15 protein-coding genes, 1 tRNA gene, 1 pseudogene and 1 riboswitch are annotated in these 22,611 nt (G+C 67.3%); of the genes and pseudogenes, 11 read left to right on the top strand and 6 right to left on the bottom strand.

All coding sequences use genetic code 11. The features are described 5' to 3' along the window. Positions 1–40: 40 nt before the first annotated feature. Both L0966_RS13700 and L0966_RS13695 read right to left on the bottom strand, forming a co-directional pair. Positions 41–1,258, bottom strand: coding sequence for an ABC transporter substrate-binding protein (locus tag L0966_RS13700; RefSeq protein WP_234052503.1), 1,218 nt, complete (start codon positions 1,256–1,258; stop codon positions 41–43). Between the two features lie 908 nt (positions 1,259–2,166). Beyond that, on the bottom strand, positions 2,167–3,399 hold the full coding sequence (locus L0966_RS13695) for an O-succinylhomoserine sulfhydrylase (RefSeq protein ID WP_234052502.1): 1,233 nt from the start codon (positions 3,397–3,399) through the stop codon (positions 2,167–2,169). A 79-nt stretch (positions 3,400–3,478) separates the two neighbouring features. Continuing rightward, a riboswitch (SAM riboswitch) is annotated at positions 3,479–3,561 on the bottom strand. A gap of 78 nt (positions 3,562–3,639) precedes the next feature. On the opposite strand from L0966_RS13695, the gene L0966_RS13690 reads away from it, so the two are divergent. Next, positions 3,640–4,761, top strand: coding sequence for a 2'-deoxycytidine 5'-triphosphate deaminase (locus L0966_RS13690; RefSeq protein WP_234052501.1), 1,122 nt, complete (start codon positions 3,640–3,642; stop codon positions 4,759–4,761). Between the two features lie 43 nt (positions 4,762–4,804). Here L0966_RS13690 and L0966_RS13685 read toward each other — a convergent pair whose 3' ends face one another. After that, on the bottom strand, positions 4,805–7,039 hold the full coding sequence (locus L0966_RS13685) for an FUSC family protein (RefSeq protein WP_234052500.1): 2,235 nt from the start codon (positions 7,037–7,039) through the stop codon (positions 4,805–4,807). A gap of 118 nt (positions 7,040–7,157) precedes the next feature. On the opposite strand from L0966_RS13685, the gene L0966_RS13680 reads away from it, so the two are divergent. Both L0966_RS13680 and zapE read left to right on the top strand, forming a co-directional pair. Then, positions 7,158–7,799: a glutathione S-transferase gene (locus L0966_RS13680; protein WP_234052499.1), complete on the top strand. Its 642-nt coding sequence runs from the start codon at positions 7,158–7,160 to the stop codon at positions 7,797–7,799. Between the two features lie 155 nt (positions 7,800–7,954). Further along, positions 7,955–9,142 carry a cell division protein ZapE gene (zapE, locus tag L0966_RS13675; RefSeq protein ID WP_234052498.1) on the top strand — a complete coding sequence of 396 codons (1,188 nt, stop codon included), beginning with the start codon at positions 7,955–7,957 and terminating at the stop codon, positions 9,140–9,142. 67 nt (positions 9,143–9,209) lie between these two features. Here zapE and L0966_RS13670 read toward each other — a convergent pair whose 3' ends face one another. Next, complete coding sequence (locus tag L0966_RS13670; protein WP_234052497.1) at positions 9,210–9,872, bottom strand: alpha/beta hydrolase; 663 nt, start codon at positions 9,870–9,872, stop codon at positions 9,210–9,212. A gap of 655 nt (positions 9,873–10,527) precedes the next feature. Between L0966_RS13670 and L0966_RS13665 the strand changes: the two genes are divergently transcribed. The 6 genes from L0966_RS13665 to L0966_RS13640 all read left to right on the top strand — a co-directional run bounded on the left by L0966_RS13665 (position 10,528) and on the right by L0966_RS13640 (position 16,639). Then, complete coding sequence (locus L0966_RS13665; protein WP_234052496.1) at positions 10,528–11,736, top strand: cysteine desulfurase family protein; 1,209 nt, start codon at positions 10,528–10,530, stop codon at positions 11,734–11,736. Positions 11,737–11,809: 73 nt separating this feature from the next. After that, complete coding sequence (gene sufB, locus L0966_RS13660; protein ID WP_234052495.1) at positions 11,810–13,282, top strand: Fe-S cluster assembly protein SufB; 1,473 nt, start codon at positions 11,810–11,812, stop codon at positions 13,280–13,282. Between the two features lie 116 nt (positions 13,283–13,398). After that, entirely contained in the window at positions 13,399–14,148 is a 750-nt protein-coding gene (gene sufC, locus L0966_RS13655) for a Fe-S cluster assembly ATPase SufC (RefSeq protein WP_234052494.1), read from the top strand. 10 nt (positions 14,149–14,158) lie between these two features. Then, positions 14,159–15,460 carry a Fe-S cluster assembly protein SufD gene (gene sufD, locus L0966_RS13650; RefSeq protein ID WP_234052493.1) on the top strand — a complete coding sequence of 434 codons (1,302 nt, stop codon included), beginning with the start codon at positions 14,159–14,161 and terminating at the stop codon, positions 15,458–15,460. A gap of 263 nt (positions 15,461–15,723) precedes the next feature. After that, on the top strand, positions 15,724–16,110 hold the full coding sequence (locus L0966_RS13645) for an SUF system Fe-S cluster assembly protein (protein WP_234052492.1): 387 nt from the start codon (positions 15,724–15,726) through the stop codon (positions 16,108–16,110). 97 nt (positions 16,111–16,207) lie between these two features. Further along, complete coding sequence (locus L0966_RS13640; protein ID WP_370640748.1) at positions 16,208–16,639, top strand: VOC family protein; 432 nt, start codon at positions 16,208–16,210, stop codon at positions 16,637–16,639. Positions 16,640–16,728: 89 nt separating this feature from the next. On the opposite strand, the pseudogene L0966_RS13635 reads toward L0966_RS13640, so the two are convergent. Beyond that, a pseudogene (locus tag L0966_RS13635) lies at positions 16,729–19,277 on the bottom strand (EAL domain-containing protein). A 1,319-nt stretch (positions 19,278–20,596) separates the two neighbouring features. On the opposite strand from L0966_RS13635, the gene L0966_RS13630 reads away from it, so the two are divergent. Continuing rightward, positions 20,597–21,022, top strand: a complete 426-nt coding sequence (locus L0966_RS13630; RefSeq protein ID WP_234052491.1) for an iron-sulfur cluster assembly accessory protein — start codon at positions 20,597–20,599, stop codon at positions 21,020–21,022. A 43-nt stretch (positions 21,023–21,065) separates the two neighbouring features. Then, positions 21,066–21,153 (top strand) — tRNA-Leu (locus tag L0966_RS13625). A gap of 320 nt (positions 21,154–21,473) precedes the next feature. Here the strand turns inward: L0966_RS13625 and L0966_RS13620 are convergent. Further along, positions 21,474–22,412, bottom strand: a complete 939-nt coding sequence (locus L0966_RS13620; protein WP_234052490.1) for a hypothetical protein — start codon at positions 22,410–22,412, stop codon at positions 21,474–21,476. Positions 22,413–22,611: the final 199 nt, after the last annotated feature.

Here is a 22,611-nt window from a genome sequence, read left to right as displayed (position 1 = left end):
AAGGGCCGGGAGTTTCAAATGGGGGATCAGCTTCGCCCGCTCACTCGACGGTTTTGCCGCGCCAGATCGGCTTCTGCTTGGCGGCCTTCGGCGGGTAGACGGTGACCGGCTCATCGCCGCGCCACTGCACGAACACCGGGAAGGCCGATGCGTTGAGCCCGTTGGCGTCGAACTTGATGCAGCCGCCCGGCACGCCCTGGGCGAAGCCCTTGCAGTAATCGAGGGAGGCCAGCTCGGCGCGCACCTTCTCGGGGTCGGAAGACTTGGCCTTCTCCATGGCCTGCACCACCGCGTCCAGGGCGGCGGCGTGGATCAGAGCCTCATGGGTGATGAAGGTGCCGTACTTCTTCTTGTACTCGGCGGCCACCTCGGGGATCAGGTCGCCGGAAGCGGCGGCCACCGAGAGCACGCCTTCGGCATAGTCGCCGAGGCCCTTCTTGAAGTCGGGAATGATGTAGCCGGCCGCGCCGCCCACCACCGGAATGTCGATATTCTGCTGGCGCAGGGCGCGGATGATCTGCAGGCCGTCATTGAGGTAGGAGACCGGGAACGCCATCTGCGCGCCGGAGGCCTTCAGCTTGTTCACCAGCGGCGACACGTCGGTGATGCCGAGGGGATACGCCTCGTCCATCACCACCTCGACGCCGGCGGCCTTGGCCGCCTCGCGCAGGCCCTTGGCCTGGGCGGTGCCATAGGCGGTGTCTTCATAAAGGATCGCGATCTTGTCGATCTTCTCGCCGGCGGCCTTGGCGATCTCGGTGGCATAATCAAACTGCGCCTTGCCGAATACGGTGCCCTTGGGCGAGACCTGGAACACGTATTTGTAGCCGCGCCCGGTGATCTGGTCGGCGAAGGCGAAGGTCACCAGCGGAATGCCGGCGCGCTCGGTCACTTCCGAGGCCGCGAGCGTGGTGGAAGAGACGAAGGCGCCGATCACGGCGCTCACGCCGTTCTGAGAAATCAGCCGCTGGGTGGCGGCGGCGGCGGTGTTGGGGGTGGGCACGTCGGCCGTCACCAGCTTGATCTTGGCACCACCCAGGGCCTTGATGCCGCCCGCGGCATTGATGGTGTCGGCGGCAAGCTCGATGCCGCGCAGGGAGCCGATGCCGAACTGGGCGTTGGGCCCGCTCAAAGGCTGGATGACGCCAATCACCACATCATCCGCCGCCCGCGCCGCGATGGGCGCGCCCGCCGCGAAAAGTCCCGCTCCGAGAAGGGCCGCCAGAGCTCCGCGCCGGCCCAGGGTTGCCACAGTCATGTTTCCGCCTTTCCGCTCGTTTCCGGCTGAGATGACAGAACGCTACGACCTGTCACTATATTCCGTCAATCATAGCGATATGCGATATTTTGTGCAGCCGTTCCGATGGCTGCATGAAAATTGTATAATATAATGATTTTATTATATTTTTTACGCACAAATTTCCGGCAAAAGGTCGCCGTGGCGGTGCAGATATGAAGTGTCGATAAAATCCGACGAGTGGTGTCCTGTGGCGGCGATGCAGCCTTACGGGCGTGGGCCGGAGAATGCTGCGGATGTCGGATATATCCGACGGATAGATGTCGCGGCATCGGCGCAACTTATAAGGGGTCTGTGGCAGTTGCTGCGGTCCGAGGGGGACTCATGTCGGCCAAGGCTGACGACAGTAGTTCCCTCGGGGATCGTTGCGGTCGTGGGGAGCGGCACGCGGGCGCTTCGGGCCCGGGGGGCGTGGCCGGGGCGCTGGATATGGTCGGGAGTGGTGCTGATCTCCGCACGCACCCATACGTCTGCCGCCGGGCTCATGTGGCGCGGGGCGAGGGGCGTGTTTCTGTCGTCTGGGAGATGGGGGCAGGGGCGGCCCCGCCGTGGGGCATGGCGCGAGCGGCGGATGTCCGTTGCCGTTCCGAGAGCGGCTTCCCACCTCGCGGCGCAGGGGCGTGGCGCGGCCGCTGGGTGGTTTCGCGCCGCGGTGCACGGTAACGCGCGCGCCGTCACGCGCACCGGCTGGCTGTCTGCGGCCTGTTCGTCCGGAGGTGTACCCCGCCGCCGTGGCCTTCAGCCCCTCCATGCCCTCTGGCTCGTTGCGGAGTCGCAAGTCACCAGGGGGGGGCGAAGGGGCTGGTTGCCACGGCTCTGTCAGCGGGGCCGCGCGTCGCCATTGCGGGCGAGCGCGTGCGGCGGGTGCCTCAGATGGCCGTCAGGGCGTTGCGCAGGTCGGCTTCCAGGTCGTCAGGATGCTCAAGGCCCACCGACAGGCGCAACAGGCCGTCGCTGATGCCCATTTCCGCGCGTGCCTCGGGCGTGAAGCGCTGGTGGGTGGTGGTGGCGGGATGGGTGATGAGGCTCTTGGCGTCGCCGAGATTGTTGGAGATGCGGATCACCCTGAGCGCATCCATGAAGCGGAACGCGCCCTCCTTGCCGCCTTCCACCACGAAGGTCACGAGGGTGCCGCCGCCGCTCATCTGCCGGCGCGCGAGGGCCGCCTGCGGATGGTCGTCGCGGAAGGGATAAAGCGCCTTCTCCACGCCCGGCGCGCCGGCCAGCACGTCCGCCAGCCGCGCCGCGCTCGCCTGCATGCGCTCGACGCGGATGGACAGCGTCTCCAGCCCCTTCAGCATCACCCACGCATTGAAGGGGGAGATGGAAGGGCCGGTCTGGCGCAGGAACACCTGGAGCTCCTCATCGAGGAACTGGCGCGAGCACAGCACCATGCCGCCCAGGCAGCGGCCCTGGCCGTCCACATGCTTGGTGGTGGAATAAACCACCACGTCGGCGCCCAGCTTCAGCGGGTGCTGCAGGAGGGGGGTGGCGAACACATTGTCCACCACCAGCCGCGCGCCCACGGAATGGGCGATCTCGGCCACCGCCGCGATGTCGATGATGTCGAGGGTGGGGTTGGTGGGGCTTTCCAGCAGGCAGGCGCGGGTGTTGGAGCGGATGCCCCGGCGCCAGGCCTCGATGTCGGTGCCGTCCACGAGCGTCACCTCGACGCCGAAGCGCGGCAGCAGCTCTTCCAGGATCCAGCGGCTGGAGCCGAACAGGGCGCGGGCCGCCAGCACATGGTCGCCGGCCTTCACCTGGCAGAGCAGGGCCGCATTCACCGCCGCCATGCCCGATGCGGTGGCGCGCGCCACCTCAGCGCCCTCGATCAGCGCCATGCGCTCCTCGAACATGGAGGTGGTGGGGTTGGCGTAGCGGGAATAGACGAAGCCGGGATCCTCGCCCTTGAAGCGCGCCTCGCAGGCGGCCGCGCTGTCATAGACGAAGCCCTGGGTGAGAAAGAGGGCTTCCGAGGTTTCGCCGAACGGCGAACGGGTGGTGCCCGCATGCACGAGGCGCGTTTCCGGATGAAGCGCGCGCGCCTCCGCGGAACCGAGGAAGCTGGGACGGGGCTGGCCCGTTTCGGACGCCGACGACATGGCTGTCTCCACGGCGGAGGATGTGTTGCGGTCCCACGCTTGCATTTGTCCGCGACTTCACGGCACATGCGCGGCGGCGATCCGCTCATCCCCGGCCTTTTAGCAAGTGCGTTTTTAACGTGGCTGCAAGCCGGCCGGCTCAAATTGACCACGAGCGGGATCACTAATGCCGCCGTCCCCTTGGCGTCAAGGAATTCGTTCGTTAAATCGAACGGGACGGATGGCAAAGCGGATGTGGGGATGCGCGTGGCCGATGTACTGAAGCCGGGAATCCTTCCCGCCGAAGCCATCTCGGAGCTGAAGGCGAAGGGGCTCATCGCCTGCCGGCATGCTCTTGATGCCGATCAGATCCAGCCGGCCAGCCTGGACCTGCGGCTGGGGCGCAGCGCCTGGCGCGTGCGGGCGAGCTTTCTGCCCGGCGCCGGCGTGAGCGTGAAGGAGCGGCTCGACACGCTGGCCCTTCACAAGCTGGACCTCTCCCAGGGGGCGGTGCTGGAGACGGGCTGCGTCTATCTGGTGGAGCTGTTCGAGCGGCTGAAGCTGCCGGCGGACCTCGCCGCCGCCGCCAATCCCAAGAGCTCCACCGGCCGACTGGACGTGTTCGTGCGCGTCATCACCGACGGGGCGCGGGCGTTCGACACCATTCCGCAGGGTTATCGGGGTCCGCTCTATCTGGAAATCTCGCCGCGCACCTTCCCCATCCTGGTGCGCACCGGCTCGCGTCTGTCGCAGCTGCGGTTCCGGCGCGGCGTGGCGCGGCTCTCGGATCTGGAACTCTTGAGCCTGCAGACCGCCGAATGCCTGGTGGACGCGCCCCAGCCGGATGTGGCCGCGGGCGGCATTGCGCTTGGGGTGGATCTGGCGGGCGAGGCGCTCGGTGGCCTCCAGGGGTTCCGGGCCAAACGCCACACCGGCGTCATCGACGTGGACCAGTCCGGCGCGCTGGACGTGGAGGACTTCTGGGAGCCGATCCGGGTCCGGGGGGACGGGCGCTCGCTCGTGCTCGACCCCGATGCCTTCTACATCCTCGCTTCCCGCGAGGCGGTGCATGTGCCGGCGGACTATGCGGCCGAGATGGTGCCCTTCGACCCGCTGGTGGGCGAGTTCCGCGTGCATTATGCGGGCTTCTTCGATCCCGGCTTCGGCAGCGCCGTGGCCGGCGGCCGCGGGGCCCGCGCGGTGCTGGAAGTGCGCTCGCGCGAGGTGCCCTTCATCCTGGAGCATGGGCAGACCGTGGGCCGGCTGGTCTATGAGCGGATGGCCGGGCGCCCCGGCACCCTCTACGGCGCCGACATGCGCTCCCACTACCAGGGGCAGGGCCTGAAGCTTTCCAAGCACTTCCGCCCATTCACGGGCGACTAGGGCGCTTCCCAGCGACGCATAAAGGCAAGCGGCCGGCCGGTCGTCAGGTGACGCGCATGGGCGTGTCGCCGGCGGCGAGGGTGCGTTCCTTCTGCCAGGGCGTCTCGTCCTGCATCGCGGTGCGCAGCTCGCGCAGCGGCCGCAACAGGGCATCGGAATAAGCCAGATAGTCGGCCACCAAAGGCAGCAGGTCCTTCACCGCCGGCTCGTCGGCCAGCTTGAGGGCAGTGGAAACGGCGGCCTCCACCGCCGGCGCCGCCGCGGCCAGGCCCGAGGCGCCGCCCTCGTGCAGGACAACGGCGAAGGCGGTGAGGCTGCGCGAGCGCGCGGCTTCCACCACCGCCACCATTTCCGGCCTGTCCGGCGCATCGCCGAGCCGCCCGGAAATGTCCTCGATCAGTGCGAGATAGGTCACCAGAACGTCGAGGGTGGAGACCACGTTGGCCGCGTCCCCGGCGGAATGGCCGAAGCTCTGCTCGGCGCCGAACTGGGGCAGGCGCATGCTCAATTGACGCACCGCCGCCACCTGCGAGGCGACCGACACGGCGGTGCCAGGGTGTGGCCACCAGCTCGCCAGTGCCTCGCGGCAGCGCTTGAGAATGCCTTCCACCTCGGGGCGGAACTGATCGGTCACGTAGACCGGCAGCACCACATAGGAAATGGCGAGGGCCGTCAGGGCGCCAATGGCGGTTTCATAGATGCGCGCCAGCATGCCCGACGTGCCGAGCCCGTCGAGAATGTGGAGCCCCAGCACCACGGAGAAGCCCACCGCCGCCGAGGCCACGTCATAACGGTCCTTCTGGGTGACGATGGAGACGAGCTGGGCCGCCATGCAGAGAATGGCGAGCAGCCAGATGGTGTCGCCCAGCACCAGGAAGAACAGGATGCCGATGAGCACGCCCACCAGGGTGCCCACCACCCGGTAGCGCACCCGCACATAGGTTTCGCCCACGCTGTTGCCGATGACGAACATCACCGTCATCGTCGCCCAATAGGCATGGCTGAGATGTAGACCCAGGTCGAGCGCGGTGGTGAGGCTGGTCGCCACCAGCCCCTGGCAGGCCACCTTGAGCGGCGCCGAGAGCTGCCGCGTGCCGTCCGCCGCTCGTTGCAGCCAGGCAATCGGCTTCACCGGGGGCGGCGCCTCTTCCGCTTCCGAATGGGGGGATGGGAACGGGGCGAGCTCCGCCGTCTCGATGCCGTGGATCACGAGGGACAGGCGATCGAAGGCCGTGAGCGCGCGCAGCAGGGCGAATCGGTCTTCCGGCGGCAGATCCGGCGAGAAGGCCTGTTCCCGCAGCAAGGCGATGGCCCGTTCGAACCGCTCCTGGGAATGCACGTCGCGCACGTCGATGGCTTCGAGCCGCCGGGCAATGTGGTCGGCGGCGGTGGCGAACGGGCTGCGCCAGCCCGAGGGCCCCGTGGTGTTTTGAGGAATGCACCCCGCCAGCAGCTGCACGGCCACGCGCAGCCGATAGAACTTGGCGCGCAGCGCCTCGAACTCGACGCGCCCGCCGGGGTCCTCCGCCAGGGCGTTGCCGAGGGCGTTCCACACCCGCGCGCGCAGGCGCTCCACCGTGCGGGCGGCATCATCGGTGAAGGGCGCGCCGGTGCGCACCGCATCCGACATCTCGCGCAGGAAGGCGGCCACCGCCGCCTGCACATCGAGGGTGGATTGCACATAGGCAGCCACCGCCGAAGGCCGCCAGGGCGACAGGCGCAGCAGCGCCGACACCACTGCGCCCTGGCAGAAGGCGGCCAGCAGCAGCAGGGCCTGCAGCCGCGTCGGCGTCAGAATGGTGCCCACCGTCGCCACCACGATCAGAGCAAGGCCCAGGCGCTGCCCGTCCATGCCGTAGCGCCGCAGGATCAGGGCGCAGAAGGAGAGGGGGATCAGCAGTAGCTTTTGCGCCATGGCGTTCCCCGCCCCCTCGCCGGGCCCCACCACCGCCAGCAGAGCGAGGAAGGCCGCCGCCACCGCAAACAGCCGGACCATGGTCACCGCCTCCGTGCGGCGGCTGGCGGCGGGATTGAAGGAAATCATGGTGAGCGCGCCGGTGCCGGCCATCAGCGGGAAGGTGATGGTCATGTCGAGGCCGAACAGCTGGGAGGTGGTGACACCCAGCAGGATGGCCCCCACCAGGGCGATGCCCAAGTGCAGCGCGCGCGTCGTGTCGATGCCGCCGGGGTCGTGATCGGCCAGCCAAATGCCGATGCGGCCCAGAAGGGGCGCCCGCGGGGGAGCCGGTGGGGGTGGGGCGGTGTCAGGGGCGCTCACAGCGGCTCCGGCTTGCGACAGGTGGCGGCGGTCAAATTTCACGGGTCGGCGACACTGTCCAGTGCGGCGGAGGGCGGGAGGCGTTAATCTGGACCGGTCCTTGAGGGGAGCGTGCGCCGTGCATCCGATGAAGCTCTATTGTTTCGCCCAGTCCGGCAACGCCTATCGCGCCGCGCTGATGCTGCAATTGTGCGACGTGCCGTGGGAGCCCGTGTTCGTGGACTTCTTCAATGGCGAGACCCGCTCGGACGCCTTCCGCGCCAATGTGAACGAGATGGGCGAGGTGCCGGTGCTGGTGGATGGCGACCTGAAGCTCTCCCAATCGGGCGTGATTCTCGACTATCTCGCCCACAGGACTGGCCGCTTCCTGCCCGAGGGCGAGAGCGAGCGGCTGGAGGCGCTGCGCTGGATCCTGTTCGACAACCACAAGTTCACCAGCTACTTCGCCACCCTGCGCTTCATGGTGGGTCTGTCCGGCCACATGGAGGGCGATGTGACCGCCTTTCTGCGCCTGCGCGCCCTTGCCGCTTATGGCATCGTCGACGCCCATCTGGCGCAGCATGACTTCATGGTGGGAGGCCTGCCCACCATCGCCGACGTGTCCCTGGCCGGCTATGTCTATTATCCGGAGCGGGCGGGGGTGGAGCTGGAGCAATTCCCCCACATCGCCCGCTGGGCCGATCGCATCGCCGCCCTGCCGGGATGGGTGCACCCCTATGAGCTGATGCCTGGCCATCCCCTGCCGCCCCCTGCCGCGTGAGAGGCTTTCCGCTCGACCCCGGCGTTTCCTTGCGTGCCCCGGTATCCATCGCTGCGGAAAATGCTCTAAACCAGACCGCAACGGAGGGGGCATCCGGCCACCTTCCCCCAACAACGCGGTGAAGCCCCGGCTCGGCCGGGCGCAGGGGACACTCCATGGCGACTGAGACGACGGCGCGTGTGGCGGAGCTTTATGCGGCAAGGCTCGCCGCCGGCGATATCGAGGCCGACCCCGCCCAGGCCGAGGTGGTGAGCGAATTCGCCCGGCTGGAGCTGGAGCTGCGGCAGAAGGCGCTGGCGCAGAAGTCGTCCTCCCTCGGCTGGCTGTTCCAGCGCCGCGCGCCGGTTTCCGCGCCCAAGGGGCTCTACATCTATGGCGAGGTGGGCCGCGGCAAGAGCATGCTGATGGACCTCTTCTTCGAGGCCCTGCCGCCCAAGGGCAAGCGCCGCGCCCATTTCCACGCCTTCATGGGCGATGTGCACGAGCGCATCTTCAAGGAGCGCCAGGCGCAGAAGAATGGCGAGCGCAAGACGGCCGATCCCATCGCCCCGGTGGCGGCGGCGCTTGCCCAGGAAGCCAAGGTGCTGTGCTTCGACGAGTTCCACGTCACCGACATCGCCGACGCCATGATCCTGGGGCGGCTGTTCGAGAAGCTGTTCGCCGATGGCGTGGTGGTGGTGGCCACCTCCAACGTGGAGCCGAAGAACCTTTATGTCGGCGGCCTCAACCGCGCGCTGTTCCTGCCCTTCATCGCCATGATCGAGGAGCGCATGAAGGTGCTGTCCCTCGAATCACGGACCGATTACCGCATGGAGAAGCTGGAAGGCCTTTCCACCTGGTACACGCCCCTCGGCCCGCAGGCGGATGCCGCCATCAACGACGCCTGGAAGCGACTCGCCGGGCCGTCCGGCGGGGTGCCCAGCTCCATCGAGCTGAAGGGGCGGCATCTGGAGATCCCGGCCATGGCCCACGGGGCGGCGCGCTTCTCCTTCGCCAATCTGTGCGAGGCGCCGCTGGGGCCGAACCCGGATTATCTGAGCCTCGCGCGCATGTTCCACACCTTGGTGCTGGAGCACATTCCGGTCATGGGGCCGGACCAGCGCAACGAGGCGAAGCGCTTCATCTCGCTGATCGACACGCTCTACGATGCCAATGTGAAGCTCGTCGCGTCCGCCGCGGCGCCGCCGGAGGGCCTCTATGTGGGCACCGACGGCACGGAGGCGTTCGAGTTCGCGCGCACGGTGTCGCGCCTACACGAGATGCGTTCGAGCGAATATCTCGCCAAGCCCCATGGCCGCCCCGAGGCGATCGGCGGCGACAGCACCGGGCTGGTGGAGACCTGAGGGCGGGGGCCAAAAGCAAAAGGGGCCGCCGAGGCGACCCCTTTCCTCCATCGTCGAAGGCGCGCCTTCAGGCGGCGCTGTCGTTGCGGGTGCCGGGCAGGCGCTTGTCGAGATAGGTGCCCACCACGCCCATCAGCTCTTCGGTCTTGCCATCGAAGAAGTGGTTGGCGCCGGGCACCACCTGCTGCTCGATGACGATGCCCTTCTGGGTCTTCAGCTTCTCCACCAGGGTCTGCACCGCGGTGGTGGGCACCACCGCATCCTTGTCGCCGTGCACGAACAGGCCGGACGAGGGGCAGGGGGCAAGGAAGGAGAAGTCATAAAGGTTCGCCGGCGCGGCGATGGAGATGAAGCCCTCCACCTCCGGGCGGCGCATCAGCAGCTGCATGCCGATCCAGGCGCCGAACGAGAAGCCGGCGATCCAGCACGCCCGCGCGTCCGGATTGACGGACTGGGCCCAATCGAGCGCGGCGGCGGCATCGGACAGCTCGCCCTGGCCGTGGTCGAACGAGCCCTGGGAGCGGCCCACGCCCCGGAAATTGAAGCGCAGCACGGAGAAGCCGCGGTTCGCGAACTGGTAGTAAAGGTTGTAGACCACCGGATTGTTCATCGTTCCGCCGAATTGCGGATGGGGATGAAGAATGATGGCGATGGGGGCATTGCGGGTCTTGGCGGGCTGGTAGCGGCCTTCGAGGCGCCCCTTCTCGCCGGGGAAGATGACTTCTGGCATTGGACGTCCGCAACCTCTCAGAGCGTTCTCGGGCCAAGTGGGTACCGGGTCGCGTGAAGAAAAGGCGTCAACTCAACGATCTGGTGCATTTCCCCGATTCCGGGAAACAGGGACATGCGCCAATTGACGACCTCCAGGCGGCGACCTCTCAAGGGCCGGCCCACGCTTGTCATGCCCTGGGGCGCAACGCTCGCGGGTCGGATTTCAGGCGCATCTGGCGAAAGCGAGTTCACCGGATGGCTTCCAATCATGTGCCGTTTCACAATTCCTGGTGCCAACCCCTTGCGTAGGTTTCTGGAATTGCTCCCCGGGGGATGACCGGTCCGAAGGGGTGGCCTTCAACCGGCGGGGCCCTTACAGTCCTGCCGGACTGGCACTGTGGACGGCGAATCGGCGGAGGGCCGAGCCTGTGCCATGGGTGCCCGGTGCCGCGGGGGCCTTGACTTCGGGTGCCTTGACTTCACGACGGGGTCGACCCATCATTTTTAATCGTTCTAATGTGTTTCTGCTCGCGCGGCGGTGCTGAAAGGCTATGCTTTCAGGGGTTACGCAGGGCAGGAACAGTTGGAATTTGACCTATGACCGAGATTCCTGGCAATTGCAAGCCTGCGGATGAGAAGATCATCCGGTGGATGCAAGGCGGATCGAGACGGCCATGAGCGAGCGGCAGCAGGCGGTGGAGACGGCGGAAGGCGGCGGCGGAACGCGTGACCGGGTGTATCTCGATCACAATGCCACCAGCCCGTTGCGGCCGGAGGCGCGCGACGCAATGCTGGCCGTGCTCGACGCGCCCGGCAATCCGTCCTCCGTGCATCAGGAGGGGCGCGGCGCCCGCGCGGTGGTGGAGCGGGCCCGGGGGGCGGTGGCGGCCCTGGTGGGCGGGGCCTCGCGCAGCGTGGTGTTCACCTCTGGCGCCACCGAGGCGGTGGCCCTTGCCCTGCATCCGGAAGTGGAGATCGACGGGCGCCCGCACCTTTGCGACGTTCTGCTGGCGAGCGCGGTGGAACACCCGGCGGTGCTGAAGGGCCATCGCTTTCCTCGGGTGGAGCGGGTGCCGGTGGACGTGGCCGGCCGTGTGGACCTCGACGCCCTTGAGGAACGGCTGCGCCACCATCGCGATTCCGGTCGTCGGGCCATGGTCGCCCTGATGGCCGCGAACAACGAGACCGGGGTGCTCCAGCCGCTGGAGCAGGCGGCGCACCTGGTTCACGCCTATGACGGCGTGATCTTCTGCGATGCGGTGCAGGCGGCGGGCCGCGTGCCGCTGGACATGGCGGACCTTGATATCGACTTCATGGCCCTGTCCGCCCACAAGCTGGGCGGGCCGCAGGGGGCGGGCGCCTTGGTGGGGCTGCGGCCGGACTTTCGCGTGGCGCCCCTGGTGGCAGGTGGCGGGCAGGAGCGGAACCGGCGCGCGGGAACCGAGAACGTGGCCGCCATTGCCGGCTTCGGCGCAGCCGCGGAGGTGGCGGCCCTCCATGCCGATGTGGTTCGGCTCCGGTCCGCGCGCGACCGTCTGGAAGACGAGGTGCTGGCGGGCATTTCCGGCGCGTCGGTCATCGGGGCGGCGGTGGAGCGGGTGCCCAATACCGCTTTGATCGCCTTTTCCGGATTGCGCGCGGAAACACTGGTGATTGCGCTCGATCTCGCCCACATAAGCGTCAGTGCCGGCTCGGCCTGTTCGTCGGGCAAGGTCGGCCCATCCCATGTGCTTCAGGCCATGGGGCTGGATGCGGAGCGGGCGGCGGGGGCCATTCGGCTTTCGCTCGGCTGGTCCAGCCGTGACGAGGATGTGGATAGGGCGGTGGAGGCCTTGCAAAAGGTCGTGCCGCAGGTGAGAGGCCGCTCTCCGCAGGCGGCATGAGAGGACCCGGCCGCCGCCGGGAGATGCACTTGACCCGCGGGCCTTGACCCCGCGCGGGAGAGGAGAAGTGAAGATGTCTGCCGTCCAGGAGACCGTCGCGCAGGTGCGCGCGATCGATGTGGATCAGTACAAATACGGTTTCGTGACCGACATTGAGAGCGAGAAGGCGCCCAAGGGCCTGTCCGAGGACACGGTGCGCTATATCTCGGCTCAGAAGAACGAGCCGGAATGGATGCTGGAATGGCGGCTGGATGCCTATCGCCGCTGGCTCACCATGCCGGAGCCCACCTGGGCGCGGGTGAGCTATCCGAAGATCGATTTCCAGGACTATTACTATTTCGCGCGCCCCAAGGCCGCGCCCAAGTCCATCGACGAGATCGATCCCGAGATTCTCAAGACCTATGAGAAGCTCGGCATTCCCCTGCGCGAGCGTGACGCGCTGCTGGGCATCGAGAGCGCGGACAAGCCCAGGGTGGCGGTGGACGCGGTGTTCGACAGCGTCTCGGTGGCCACCACCTTCAAGGCGGAGCTGGCCAAGGCGGGCGTGATCTTCTGCTCGATCTCCGAAGCCATCCGCGAGCACCCCGAGCTGGTGCGGAAGTATCTCGGCTCCGTGGTGCCGGTGTCGGACAATTTCTACGCCACGCTGAACACCGCGGTGTTCTCCGACGGCTCGTTCGTCTATGTGCCGCCGGGCGTGCGCTGCCCCATGGAATTGTCCACCTACTTCCGCATCAACGAGAAGAATACGGGGCAGTTCGAGCGCACCCTCATCATCGCCGACGAGGGCTCCTATGTGAGCTATCTGGAAGGCTGCACCGCGCCCCAGCGCGACGAGAACCAGCTGCACGCCGCCGTGGTGGAGCTGGTGGCCCTGAAGGATGCGGAGATCAAATATTCCACCGTCCAGAACTGGTATCCCGGCGACAAGGACGGCAAGGGCGGCATCTATAATTTCGTCACCAAGCGCGGCGATTGCCGGGGCGACAATTCCAAGATCTCCTGGACCCAGGTGGAAACCGGCTCCGCCATCACCTGGAAGTATCCCAGCTGCATCCTGCGCGGCGACAATTCGCGGGGCGAGTTCTACTCCATCGCCATCTCGAACGGCCACCAGCAGGTGGATTCCGGCACCAAGATGATCCATCTCGGCAAGAATACGTCGAGCCGCATCATCTCCAAGGGCATCTCGGCGGGCCGCTCCAACAACACCTATCGCGGCCTGGTCTCGGCGCACAAGAAGGCGGCGGGCGCGCGCAACTTCACCAATTGCGATTCGCTGCTCATCGGCGACACCTGCGGCGCGCACACCGTGCCTTACATGGAGGCCAAGAACGCCTCCGCCGTGTTCGAGCACGAGGCCACCACCTCCAAGATCTCCGAGGATCAGCTGTTCTATTGCCTCCAGCGTGGCCTGTCGCAGGAAGAGGCGGTGGCGCTGATCGTGAACGGCTTCGTTCGCGACGTGCTGCAGCAGCTGCCCATGGAATTTGCCGTGGAGGCGCAAAAGCTCATCGCTGTAAGCCTCGAAGGCTCGGTGGGCTGAGCGGCGCCCGTCGCGGCGCTTTCGGAATGATGCGGGCCGCCCGAGGGGGCGGCGCGGCGCGGTTGGCGGGCGCAGGAGAGCGACCCCCGCGCTTTCAACGGTTCAAGGACGGCAAAATGCTCGACATCAGAAATCTTCACGCCCGGATCGGCGATAACGAGATCATCAAGGGGCTCGACCTCACCGTGCCGGCGGGCGAGGTGCACGCCATCATGGGGCCCAATGGCTCCGGCAAGTCCACCTTGTCCTATGTGCTGTCCGGCAAGGAGGACTATGAGGTGACGGAAGGTTCCGTGACCTTCAATGGCCAGGACCTGCTGGCCCTTTCCGCCAGCCAGCGCGCGGCGGCGGGGGTGTTCCTCGCCTTCCAGTATCCGGTGGAAGTGCCCGGCGTCGCCAACATGACCTTCCTGCGCGCCGCCCTCAACGCCCAGCGTCGCACCCGCGGGGAGGAGGAGATCTCCACCCCGGATTTCCTGCGGCTGGTGAAGCAGAAGGCGCCCGCGCTCGGCATCTCCCAGGACATGCTGCGGCGCGGCGTGAATGTGGGCTTCTCGGGCGGCGAGAAGAAGCGCAATGAAATCCTCCAGATGGCGCTTCTGGAGCCCAAGTTGTGCATCCTGGACGAGGCGGATTCCGGCCTCGACATCGATGCCCTGAAGGTGGTGGCGGAGGGGGTGAACGCCCTGCGCTCGCCCGAGCGCTCCATGCTGGTCATCACCCATTACCAGCGCCTGTTGGACCATATCGTGCCGGATGTGATCCATGTGATGCACAAGGGCCGCATCGTCCGCACGGGCGGCAAGGAGCTGGCGCTGGAGCTGGAAGAGACTGGCTACGCCGCCTATGGCGCCGACGCGGCGTGAGGGGCGCGTCATGAATGCCGAACCGAAAATGACCTCGCGCCCCACCCGCACGCCCGCCGAGCAGGCCCTTGCGGACATGCTGTCGGCCGCGCCCGTTTCCGAGGCGGGGCGCCTGGGCGAGCTGCGCCGCGCGGCGGCCGCTGCCTTCGTTGAAAACGGCCTGCCCCACCGGCGGGTGGAGGAGTGGCACTATACCGACCTGCGCGCCCTGCTGCGCACCGTGCCCGCCCGCCGCGCCGCCACGAGCACGCCGGGAGAGGCCGTATCCTTCCCCAATGCGATCCGCGTGACGCTCGCCAATGGCGAGGTTGGACCTCTGCCGGCGGAGCTGCCGCAGGGGGTGAGCCTTCTCACCCTTGCCGATGCCATCGCCAGCGACCATCCGCTGCTGCAGCGCCTCGGCGCCGCCGCGCCGGCGCTGTATGATGCCCCGCTCGCTCTCAACACCGCCCTCCTGGGGGCGGGCCTCGTGCTGCATGTGGCGGCGGGGGTGAAGGTGGCGCGGCCCATTCAGGTGGCGCAGCTGTTTGGCGGCGAGGCGGCCAGCGTCTTCACCCGGTTGCTGGTGGTGGTGGAGGAGGGGGCTTCCCTCTCCCTCATCGAGAGTTTCGAAGGGGACGGCGCCGCCTATCTCGACGACACGGTGAGCGAGCTGTTTATCGGCGATGGCGCCGCGCTAGATCATGTGCGCCTTCAGGCGGAAGGCGCGGCGGCGATCCATCTCGGAACGCTGGTGGCCGATCTGGGGCGTGATGCGCGCTATGACGCCTTCGTGCTGACCTTGGGGGCGGCGCTGTCGCGCCTCACCGTCCATGGCCGCTTCGGCGGAACGGGCGGGCATCTGGGGGTGCGCGGCGCAAGCCTGCTTTCGGACAAGCGCCATGCGGACGTGACCCTGTTCGTGGACCATGCGGTGGCGGGGTGCGAGAGCCGGGAGCTGTTCAAGACCGTGCTGGCGGATTCGGCGCGCGGTGTGTTCCAGGGCAAGATCATCGTGCGACCCGATGCCCAGAAGACCGACGGCCGCATGATGAGCCAGGCCCTGCTGCTCTCCGACGATGCGGAGATGGACAACAAGCCGGAGCTTGAGATCTTCGCCGACGACGTGCAGTGCGGCCACGGCGCCACGGCCGGAGCCCTCGATGGCAAGATGCTGTTTTACCTCATGTCTCGCGGGCTGCCCCGCGAGGAGGCCGAAATGCTGCTGATCCAGGCCTTTGCCGGAGAGGCCGTGGAATTTGTGGCGGACCTTGCCGTGCGCGAGGTGCTCACCGCCCACATGACGCGCTGGCTAGAAGAGCGGCACCGCTGAGGCACCTAGGACGGGGCCCCGGGTGCGTCTGAGCAGCACAATGGGCGTGAAGGCGTTGCATGCACGCCCATTTAGGCTGATATGAAAGAAGGCTTCCGGCCGCGTAGCGTGCGCCTTTTCCAGGGGTACGATGCCGGCCGAAGCCAGGTGCCTGACTCCCAAGGCCGTGGTGCCCGAGGCCGTTACACCAAAGTTCGACGTTTGGTCCCACATTTGGAAAACAGCCATTCCGGCGCCCGGCCCATGGCACAGGATGTGTTCGCATGACTGAGACCAAGGCTCACGCGGCAGTTCAGGAGACTGCCAACCTGCCGCAGATCCACTCATCCATTCCCGAGGCCGAGCTGGCCCGCCTCACCGACGGCATTGTCGATGCGCTGAAGACGGTTTTCGACCCCGAGATCCCGGTGGACATTTATGAGCTGGGCCTCATCTACAAGGTCGATATCGGCGACGACCGCGCCGTCGCGGTGGAGATGACGCTGACCACCCCCAATTGCCCCGCCGCCGCAGAGCTCCCCAGCATGGTGGAGAATGCCATTTCGGCGGTGCCCGGCGTCTCGGGCGTGAAGGTCGAAATCACCTTCGATCCGCCGTGGGACCAGGGGCGCATGTCCGATGAAGCGCGCGCCACCCTGAACTTGTGGTGAGCTGAGGCGTTTCCTGCCGGGAGCGCAGTCGGCGTTCCTGGTGGGATCCACGCTGTGTGAGGAGGCCGCGCCTCTTGTGGCGCGGTCCGAAAAGCCGATGCTGTCGAAGGACATGGAGCGGCCGCCCGCACTCTCCGGCGTGCTGGAAACCGGCCTTTATGTGGATGATCTGGCGCGCGCGGCCGCCTTCTATGAAGGCGTGATGGGCCTTCGCCCGATGCGCGCGGATGCCCGCTTTATTGCCTATCCGGTGGGGCAGACGGTGCTGCTGCTGTTCAAGCGCGGGACCACGGACGCTGTCGTGGAGCTGCCGTTCGGTGGCTCCATACCGCCCCATGACGGGGCTGGCCGGCTGCATTTCGCCTTCGCCGTAGACGATGTGGCGCCCTGGCGGCGGCACCTGGAGGCCAACGGCGTGGCCATCGAAGGCGAGGCGCGCTGGCCCAGGGGCGGGGTGAGCCTCTATTTCCGCGACCCCGACGGCAATCTGGTGGAGATTGCGAGCCCCGGCCTCTGGGACAATTATTGAACGCGCAACCGCCTAGGCAACCGGGGGGTCGGGAATGGGCGATGGGGCCCTTGCCCGGTGCCGCGCCCAGTCCCGGCGGGGACCGCCCCTCACAGGGCGGTCACGACCCCGTTCTCATCCTGCCCCAACTTGACCCGCTTGCCGGCGAAGCGCGCCTCGATCTCCGCCACGGGCAGGGGGCGGCTGAACAGGAAGCCCTGGCCGAGATCGCAGGAGCGATCCCGCAGGAAGGCGAACTGGGCGTCGGTCTCGATGCCCTCCGCAACCACTTGCAGGCCCAGCGCCTTGGCCACCGCAATGATGGCCACCGTGATTTCCCCATCGGCCACCGAGCGGGGCAGGTCGCGCAAGAAGCTGCGGTCGATCTTGAGCTTGGAAATGGGGAAGCGCTTGAGATAGCCCAGCGACGAATAGCCGGTACCGAAATCGTCGAGCGCGATGTGCACGCCCATCCGCGAGAGCTTCTGGCACTTCTGCTCGGCGGCGGCGCGGGCCTCGAACAGCATGCCTTCGGTGATTTCCACCTCCAGCCGCTCAGGCGGCAGGCCGGTGAGACGCAGCACTTCCGACACCCGGTCGCACACGGATTCGCGGCTGAACTGGCGCGGTGAGAGGTTCACGCCCACATAGTCGCAGACGATATCCTTGCGCAGCCATTCCGCCATCTGGCGGCAGGCTTCCTCCATCACCCAGTCGCCCAGCGGCACGATGAGGCCGGTTTCCTCGGCGAAGGGAATGAACTGGTCGGGCGGCACAAGACCGCGCGAGGGGCGCGCCAGCGCACCAGGGCCTCGACCGAGCGGATATGGCCGGTGGAGAGGTCCACGCAGGGCTGGTAGTGCAGCTCGAACTCCTTGCGCGCCAAGGCGCGGCGCAGCTCGGCCTCCATCTCGATGCGGGCCTTGGCGGACTGCGTGAGCTCCTGCGTATAAAAAGCGTAGGTGCCGCGTCCGTTGTTCTTGGCCTCGAACAGGGCCGAGTTGGCGTGCTGCACCAGCTTCTGCGCGTTGTCGGCATCCTGCGGGTAGAGCGAAATGCCGACGCTGGCGCCGACATAGACCTCCTGCCCGTCGGGAAAGACATAGGGCGCGGCGAGGGCGGTGATGATGGCGCTGGCGGTGGCGGCCGCATCCTGCGGGCCCTTGACCTCGTCCAGGATCACCAGGAACTCGTCGGCGCCATAGCGCCCCAGGGTGCCCGTGCCGCGCAGCACGCCGTGCATGCGCGCCGCGGACATCTGCAACACCTGGTCGCCGGCCACGTGGCCATAGCTTTCGTTCACGGTCTTGAACCGGTCCAGGTCCACGCACAGCACCGCGCAGTGGGCGGCCGGGCGGATCACCGCATGGTCGAGCAGCGAGGCCAGGAGGGTTCGATTCGGCAGATCGGTGAGCAGGTCGTAATGGGCGATGTGGTCCAGCTCGAACTCGGACCGCTTCATGGCCGTGATGTCGTGGAAGGCGCCGATATAGCTCTGGGGTGCCCCGTTCGCGTCGTAGACGGTGCTGATGACGAGCTGCTGAAGGAAGATCTCGCCATTCCGGCGGCGGTTCCAGATCTCGCCCTGCCAGCTGCCGTTCTGCCGGATGGCGTTCCACATCTTCTGATAGAAGGCGGCGTCGTGCCGGCCGGAGCGCATGACATGCATGTTCCGGCCAACCACATCGGCTTCGTCATAGCCCGTAATGCGGGTGAAGGAGGGGTTGACGGCCGAGATGGTGCCCTTGAGGTCCGTGACCACCAGCCCTTCGTGGGAGCTGACGAAAACCGCGGCCGCCAGCCGCAGGTGGCGCTCGGTGCCCTTGTTCTCCGTCTCGTCCGCCAGCATGCCCACCAGGCGTTCAACGGTGCCGTTCAGGTCACGCTTGGCGGAGCCGCGCAGGCGGAAGTCATGATAGGTGCCGTCGGTGTGGAGGATGCGCACGTCGGCCTGGAACTGGTCGTCATCGCCCCCGCGCAGCCGCCGCCAGGCGGCGCGGAACAGGCTGCGATCCTCGGGATGCAGCAGGTCGCGCCAGAGCTGCAGGAGGTCCAGCGGGGAGTCGGGCTCGCGGCCGAGCAGGGTGTAGCAGCGTTCGGAAAGATAGAGGCCGGGGCCCCGGCGGCGCCAATCCCATACGCCCTGGTCGGTGCTGGCCACCGCGAGCTCGAAGCGTTCCTGGCTTTCCAGCAGGGCGACCTCCTGGGCGCGTCGCACCGACATGTCCTGGGCGACGGTGATGAAATAGTCCGGCTCGCCCTCCGGGGTGCGGGCGAGGGAGGTGGTGCAGGCCAGCCAGATCTCGCTGCCATCCTTGCGGATGTGGCGCAGCTCGGTGTGCACGTTCGGCACGGCGCCGGCGACCAGGGATTGCCAGATGCGGATGTCGTCCGCGACCTCGTCGGGGCGGCGGACACGGCCATAAGGCTGGCCGCGCAGCTCCTCCTTTGTGTAGCCGAGCAGATCACACAGCGTCTGGTTGACGTGGAGAAACCGGTCGTCGAGGCCTACATGGGCGATGCCCACGGCCGCCTGTTCAAACGTGGAGCGGAAGCGAATTTCGGCGTGATCAAGGGCGCGCGCCTGGGCGACGATGCGTGAGGCGGCGCGGCGCTTGGCGGCCTCGGTGGCGGCGTAGCCGATGGCGAATGCCAGCATCAGCGACAGGCCCGCGACGGCGGTGGACAGGGCCGCGACCGTCTGCGCGTCGCCAAGTACCTCCTGCAGGTCGATCTTGGCGATCAGTTCGGCCCGCGTTCCCTCAACCGCGCGGCGGAAGGCGAGAACCGGCTGGCCAAGGTGATCCGTGCCGATACCGGGCTGGCTGCCGCCGGGCGTGACGGCGAAGTCATACACATGCTTGTCAACGATCTGCGACAGGGGGGCGGCATCAGAGCCGCGCTGCGGCGAGGCGATGACCCAGCGCCCCTCTCCGGCCGGGCGAATGAGGAAGACGTCGGTCGTGCGTGAGCCGGCGAGGGCACCGGTGAGGACCGGGAACAGGAATTGCGGCGCCGACGTCTCGGAAATCAGCGCGCCACGCACCGGCGCGGCCTGATCCGAACCGTCGATGATCGGCGCGAGGATGCCTGTTCGGATATCGCCTTCCCCCGCCTTCCACAGCGGGATGAGCACGGGGCGGCGGGTCTCCACGGCCTCGCGCAGCGCCCCGGCGAGATCCGGTGGCGGAAGGCCGGGCTCGCCGGTGTGGAAGAGGACCTGGCCGCTTGCGTCCAGGACGTTGAAGGCCAGGAAGTCGGCGGTATTGGTGGCGCGCTGCAGCATCGTGCGGGCGGCCGCGACATCCGCACCGCCCTGGCGCAGGCGAGCGACGTCGGCCAGCACCGGAGCCGAGGCCAGCGCCTCTGTGGTCGTCATCCGCATGGTGCGCTGGCGGTTCAGCGTTCGGCTTTGAACCTCGGTGAGGCTGGCCAGATAGCGGCGGTTGTCATTGATCAGCCGCCGCGAGGTCATGTCGTAGGTATAGGCGATGCCCGCCACCACGGCGATGCTGAGTGCAAGGGCCAGGATGGCCGCGTGCACCAGCTTCGGCCGGAAGGCCCTCTCTCCGGGATTGGCGCCGCGTACGCGCTGCAGCACCAGCAGCAGCAGGGGAGCCGAGAAGGCCAGGAACAGCGCGTTGCGATACGGCGACATCACGGCGGCCGTGTCGGCGCCGATCATGCGGGCGAGGAACACCTCGGGAAACAGCAGCCAGATGCCGGCGATGGCCACATAGGCAATCGTCAGGCCCAGGTTTTGACTGCGAATAAGCATCTCGAACTCTCGAACGGGACGGTCGGCGCCCGACTGGTGAAAGTGGGCGCGGTAGGCCCGCGGGGGACAGGAAGCGGGCCTTTTAGCGTGCCGGGCGGGGCGTCGTCACGCAGAAGGGCAGCCTTGTGGGAAGCTGCGGCAGGCCCCATGTACGGTCACAGAGGCGCCCCAACATGCGAGGCGCGAACCGGAGTGTGTTCATGACAGAGGTTTCTCCGCCAGCCGAGGGGCAAGCCCCGTCACTTGAAGCCAAGCGCTCACGTCCGCCCGTTCTCCGCATCACAGACGCCGCCGCCGCGCGCCTGAAAGAACTCTTGTCCAACGCCGAACGGCCCGGCGAGGCAGTACGACTCGGCGTTGCCAACGGTGGCTGCGCGGGCATGTCGTACACGATGGACTATACCAATGATATCGGCGCGTTGGATACCGTCGTCGAAGAGAAAGGCGTGCGCGTCGTGATCGATCCGAAGGCGCTGCTGTTCCTTCTCGGAACCGAAATGGACTTTAAAGTGGACAAGTTGTCCGCGCAGTTTGTCTTCAACAACCCGAATCAGGTTTCTTCCTGTGGTTGTGGCGAATCGGTTTCTTTGACACCGGCAGACGTTTCGGCTTACACGCCGATCTGATCCCGCTTTATGGATCGCGGTTCGGTTCAAGATTGTTCGCGCGGTGGGCGTGGCGAAACTGGTAGACGCAAGGGACTTAAAATCCCTCGCCTTTGAAAGGCTTACGGGTTCGATCCCCGTCGCCCACACCAGCCGGGAAACGACTGCCGCGCGGCGGCGCTGCTCGGCTGGCCTGCTCTCATCGGCTTTAATGCAACGCGATCGGCGCGAGGCGAGTTTCGCCGCAGGGTTGTTTGGCGGGGGCAGGCCTGCACGCGGCCGGCACGGCAGAACGCAGCGGATCGTGGTATGAGGCATGCCGAATACGCAGGTCGGTTCTGCGTATTTCTGCCTGAAGAACAGGTGCTCACTGCGCCTTTGAACGCGCCTTCGTTTTCCGCCCCCGCCGCTGTCGGCAGGCGCCCGCCTGCAGCGGCGGGAACCTCAACGACACAGCTATGCGGATTCGCGATCAGCGCATCTGGTGGGCCCTGGCCACGTGGTCCCGCAGCTCCTGCAGGGAGGCGAAGCGGACCACGCCATCGGGCAGCTCGGCCTGGATCGAGCCATCGGAATAAAGGGTGTAGGCCATCCCTCCGACGATGCCCGACTTCAGGACCCGTGGTTCTTCCGAAGTGGCGGGTGCTTCCTGCTCGGCCTCGGGAGTGGGGGCCGACGGGCCGCGCGCATCTGCCGCGCGCTGGGGAGGCTCATAGCCCGTCTGCGGCCGGGGCGGCGCTGCCGGCTGTTCCGGCTCAGCCGCCGGAGCTGTTTCGCCACGGCGTTCCAGACGTTCGCGGCGCGCCTGCTGCATGGGGTCGACCGGCTGCGGCCCGCGAGGCTGCGGTCCACGCGGGGGAATGGGCGCGCGAGCAGTGGGTTCCGCTGTCGCGGCTTCGGCGGGCGGGGCTGCCTCTTCCGAATGACGTGGCGCGCGCAGGTCCGGTGCGCGCAGGTCCGGCTTGCTCCGTTCGCGCACGGGGGGCAGTCGGGCCTCGCTCGGCGCACGCGGCGCGTTCTCCGCGACGGGTTCTTCTTCGGCAGCGGGGCCCGGCTCGCTGGCGGGTGCCGGCTGCTCGGTGTTCCGGGCTGCCGGGAAGGGCAGGGGGCCGGCGCGGCGCTGACCGGGAAGGGGCGCTTCGGCCTCGGCCTCGCTCTCCATCTGCTCACCGGACGACTTTTCCTCGACGCGGCCCCGCTCGATGGCGGTCTCGATGCGCTGGGAAAGCCGCTCCATCTGCCGCAGCACCAGGCCCATGGCGGTGATGACGAAGCCGCCCGAGGCCGCCACCGCACCGGTGGTGATGAGGGTGTTGCCGAAGGTGGACACGAAAATGGAAATGCCGAGCGCGATGACCGAAAGGCCGGCGAGCGCGATCAGTATGCCGAGAAGGACTAGAAACCACCACATCCCGCTACCCCATTACGCTGTGCCCGCTTCGAATCCTAAACGAGGATCCGGTGGCGGGCCGCCCCTTTTGCCATCCAACGCCATGTTACGCCAGAGCGGCGCCGCACCCAGAAAATTGGCGAGATCAAGGTTGTATGCAGCCCGACCCCGCCCTATCTATTCGCAGCTCGGTCGCTCCGCATCTTCCCGCGCTCCCGCG

It is taken from the genome of Xanthobacter sp. NM-59, from assembly GCF_021401125.1.
Classification (GTDB): domain Bacteria; phylum Pseudomonadota; class Alphaproteobacteria; order Rhizobiales; family Xanthobacteraceae; genus Xanthobacter.
Note: the sequence above shows the minus strand (reverse complement) of the source record. Positions and strands in the feature narration are given on the sequence as shown.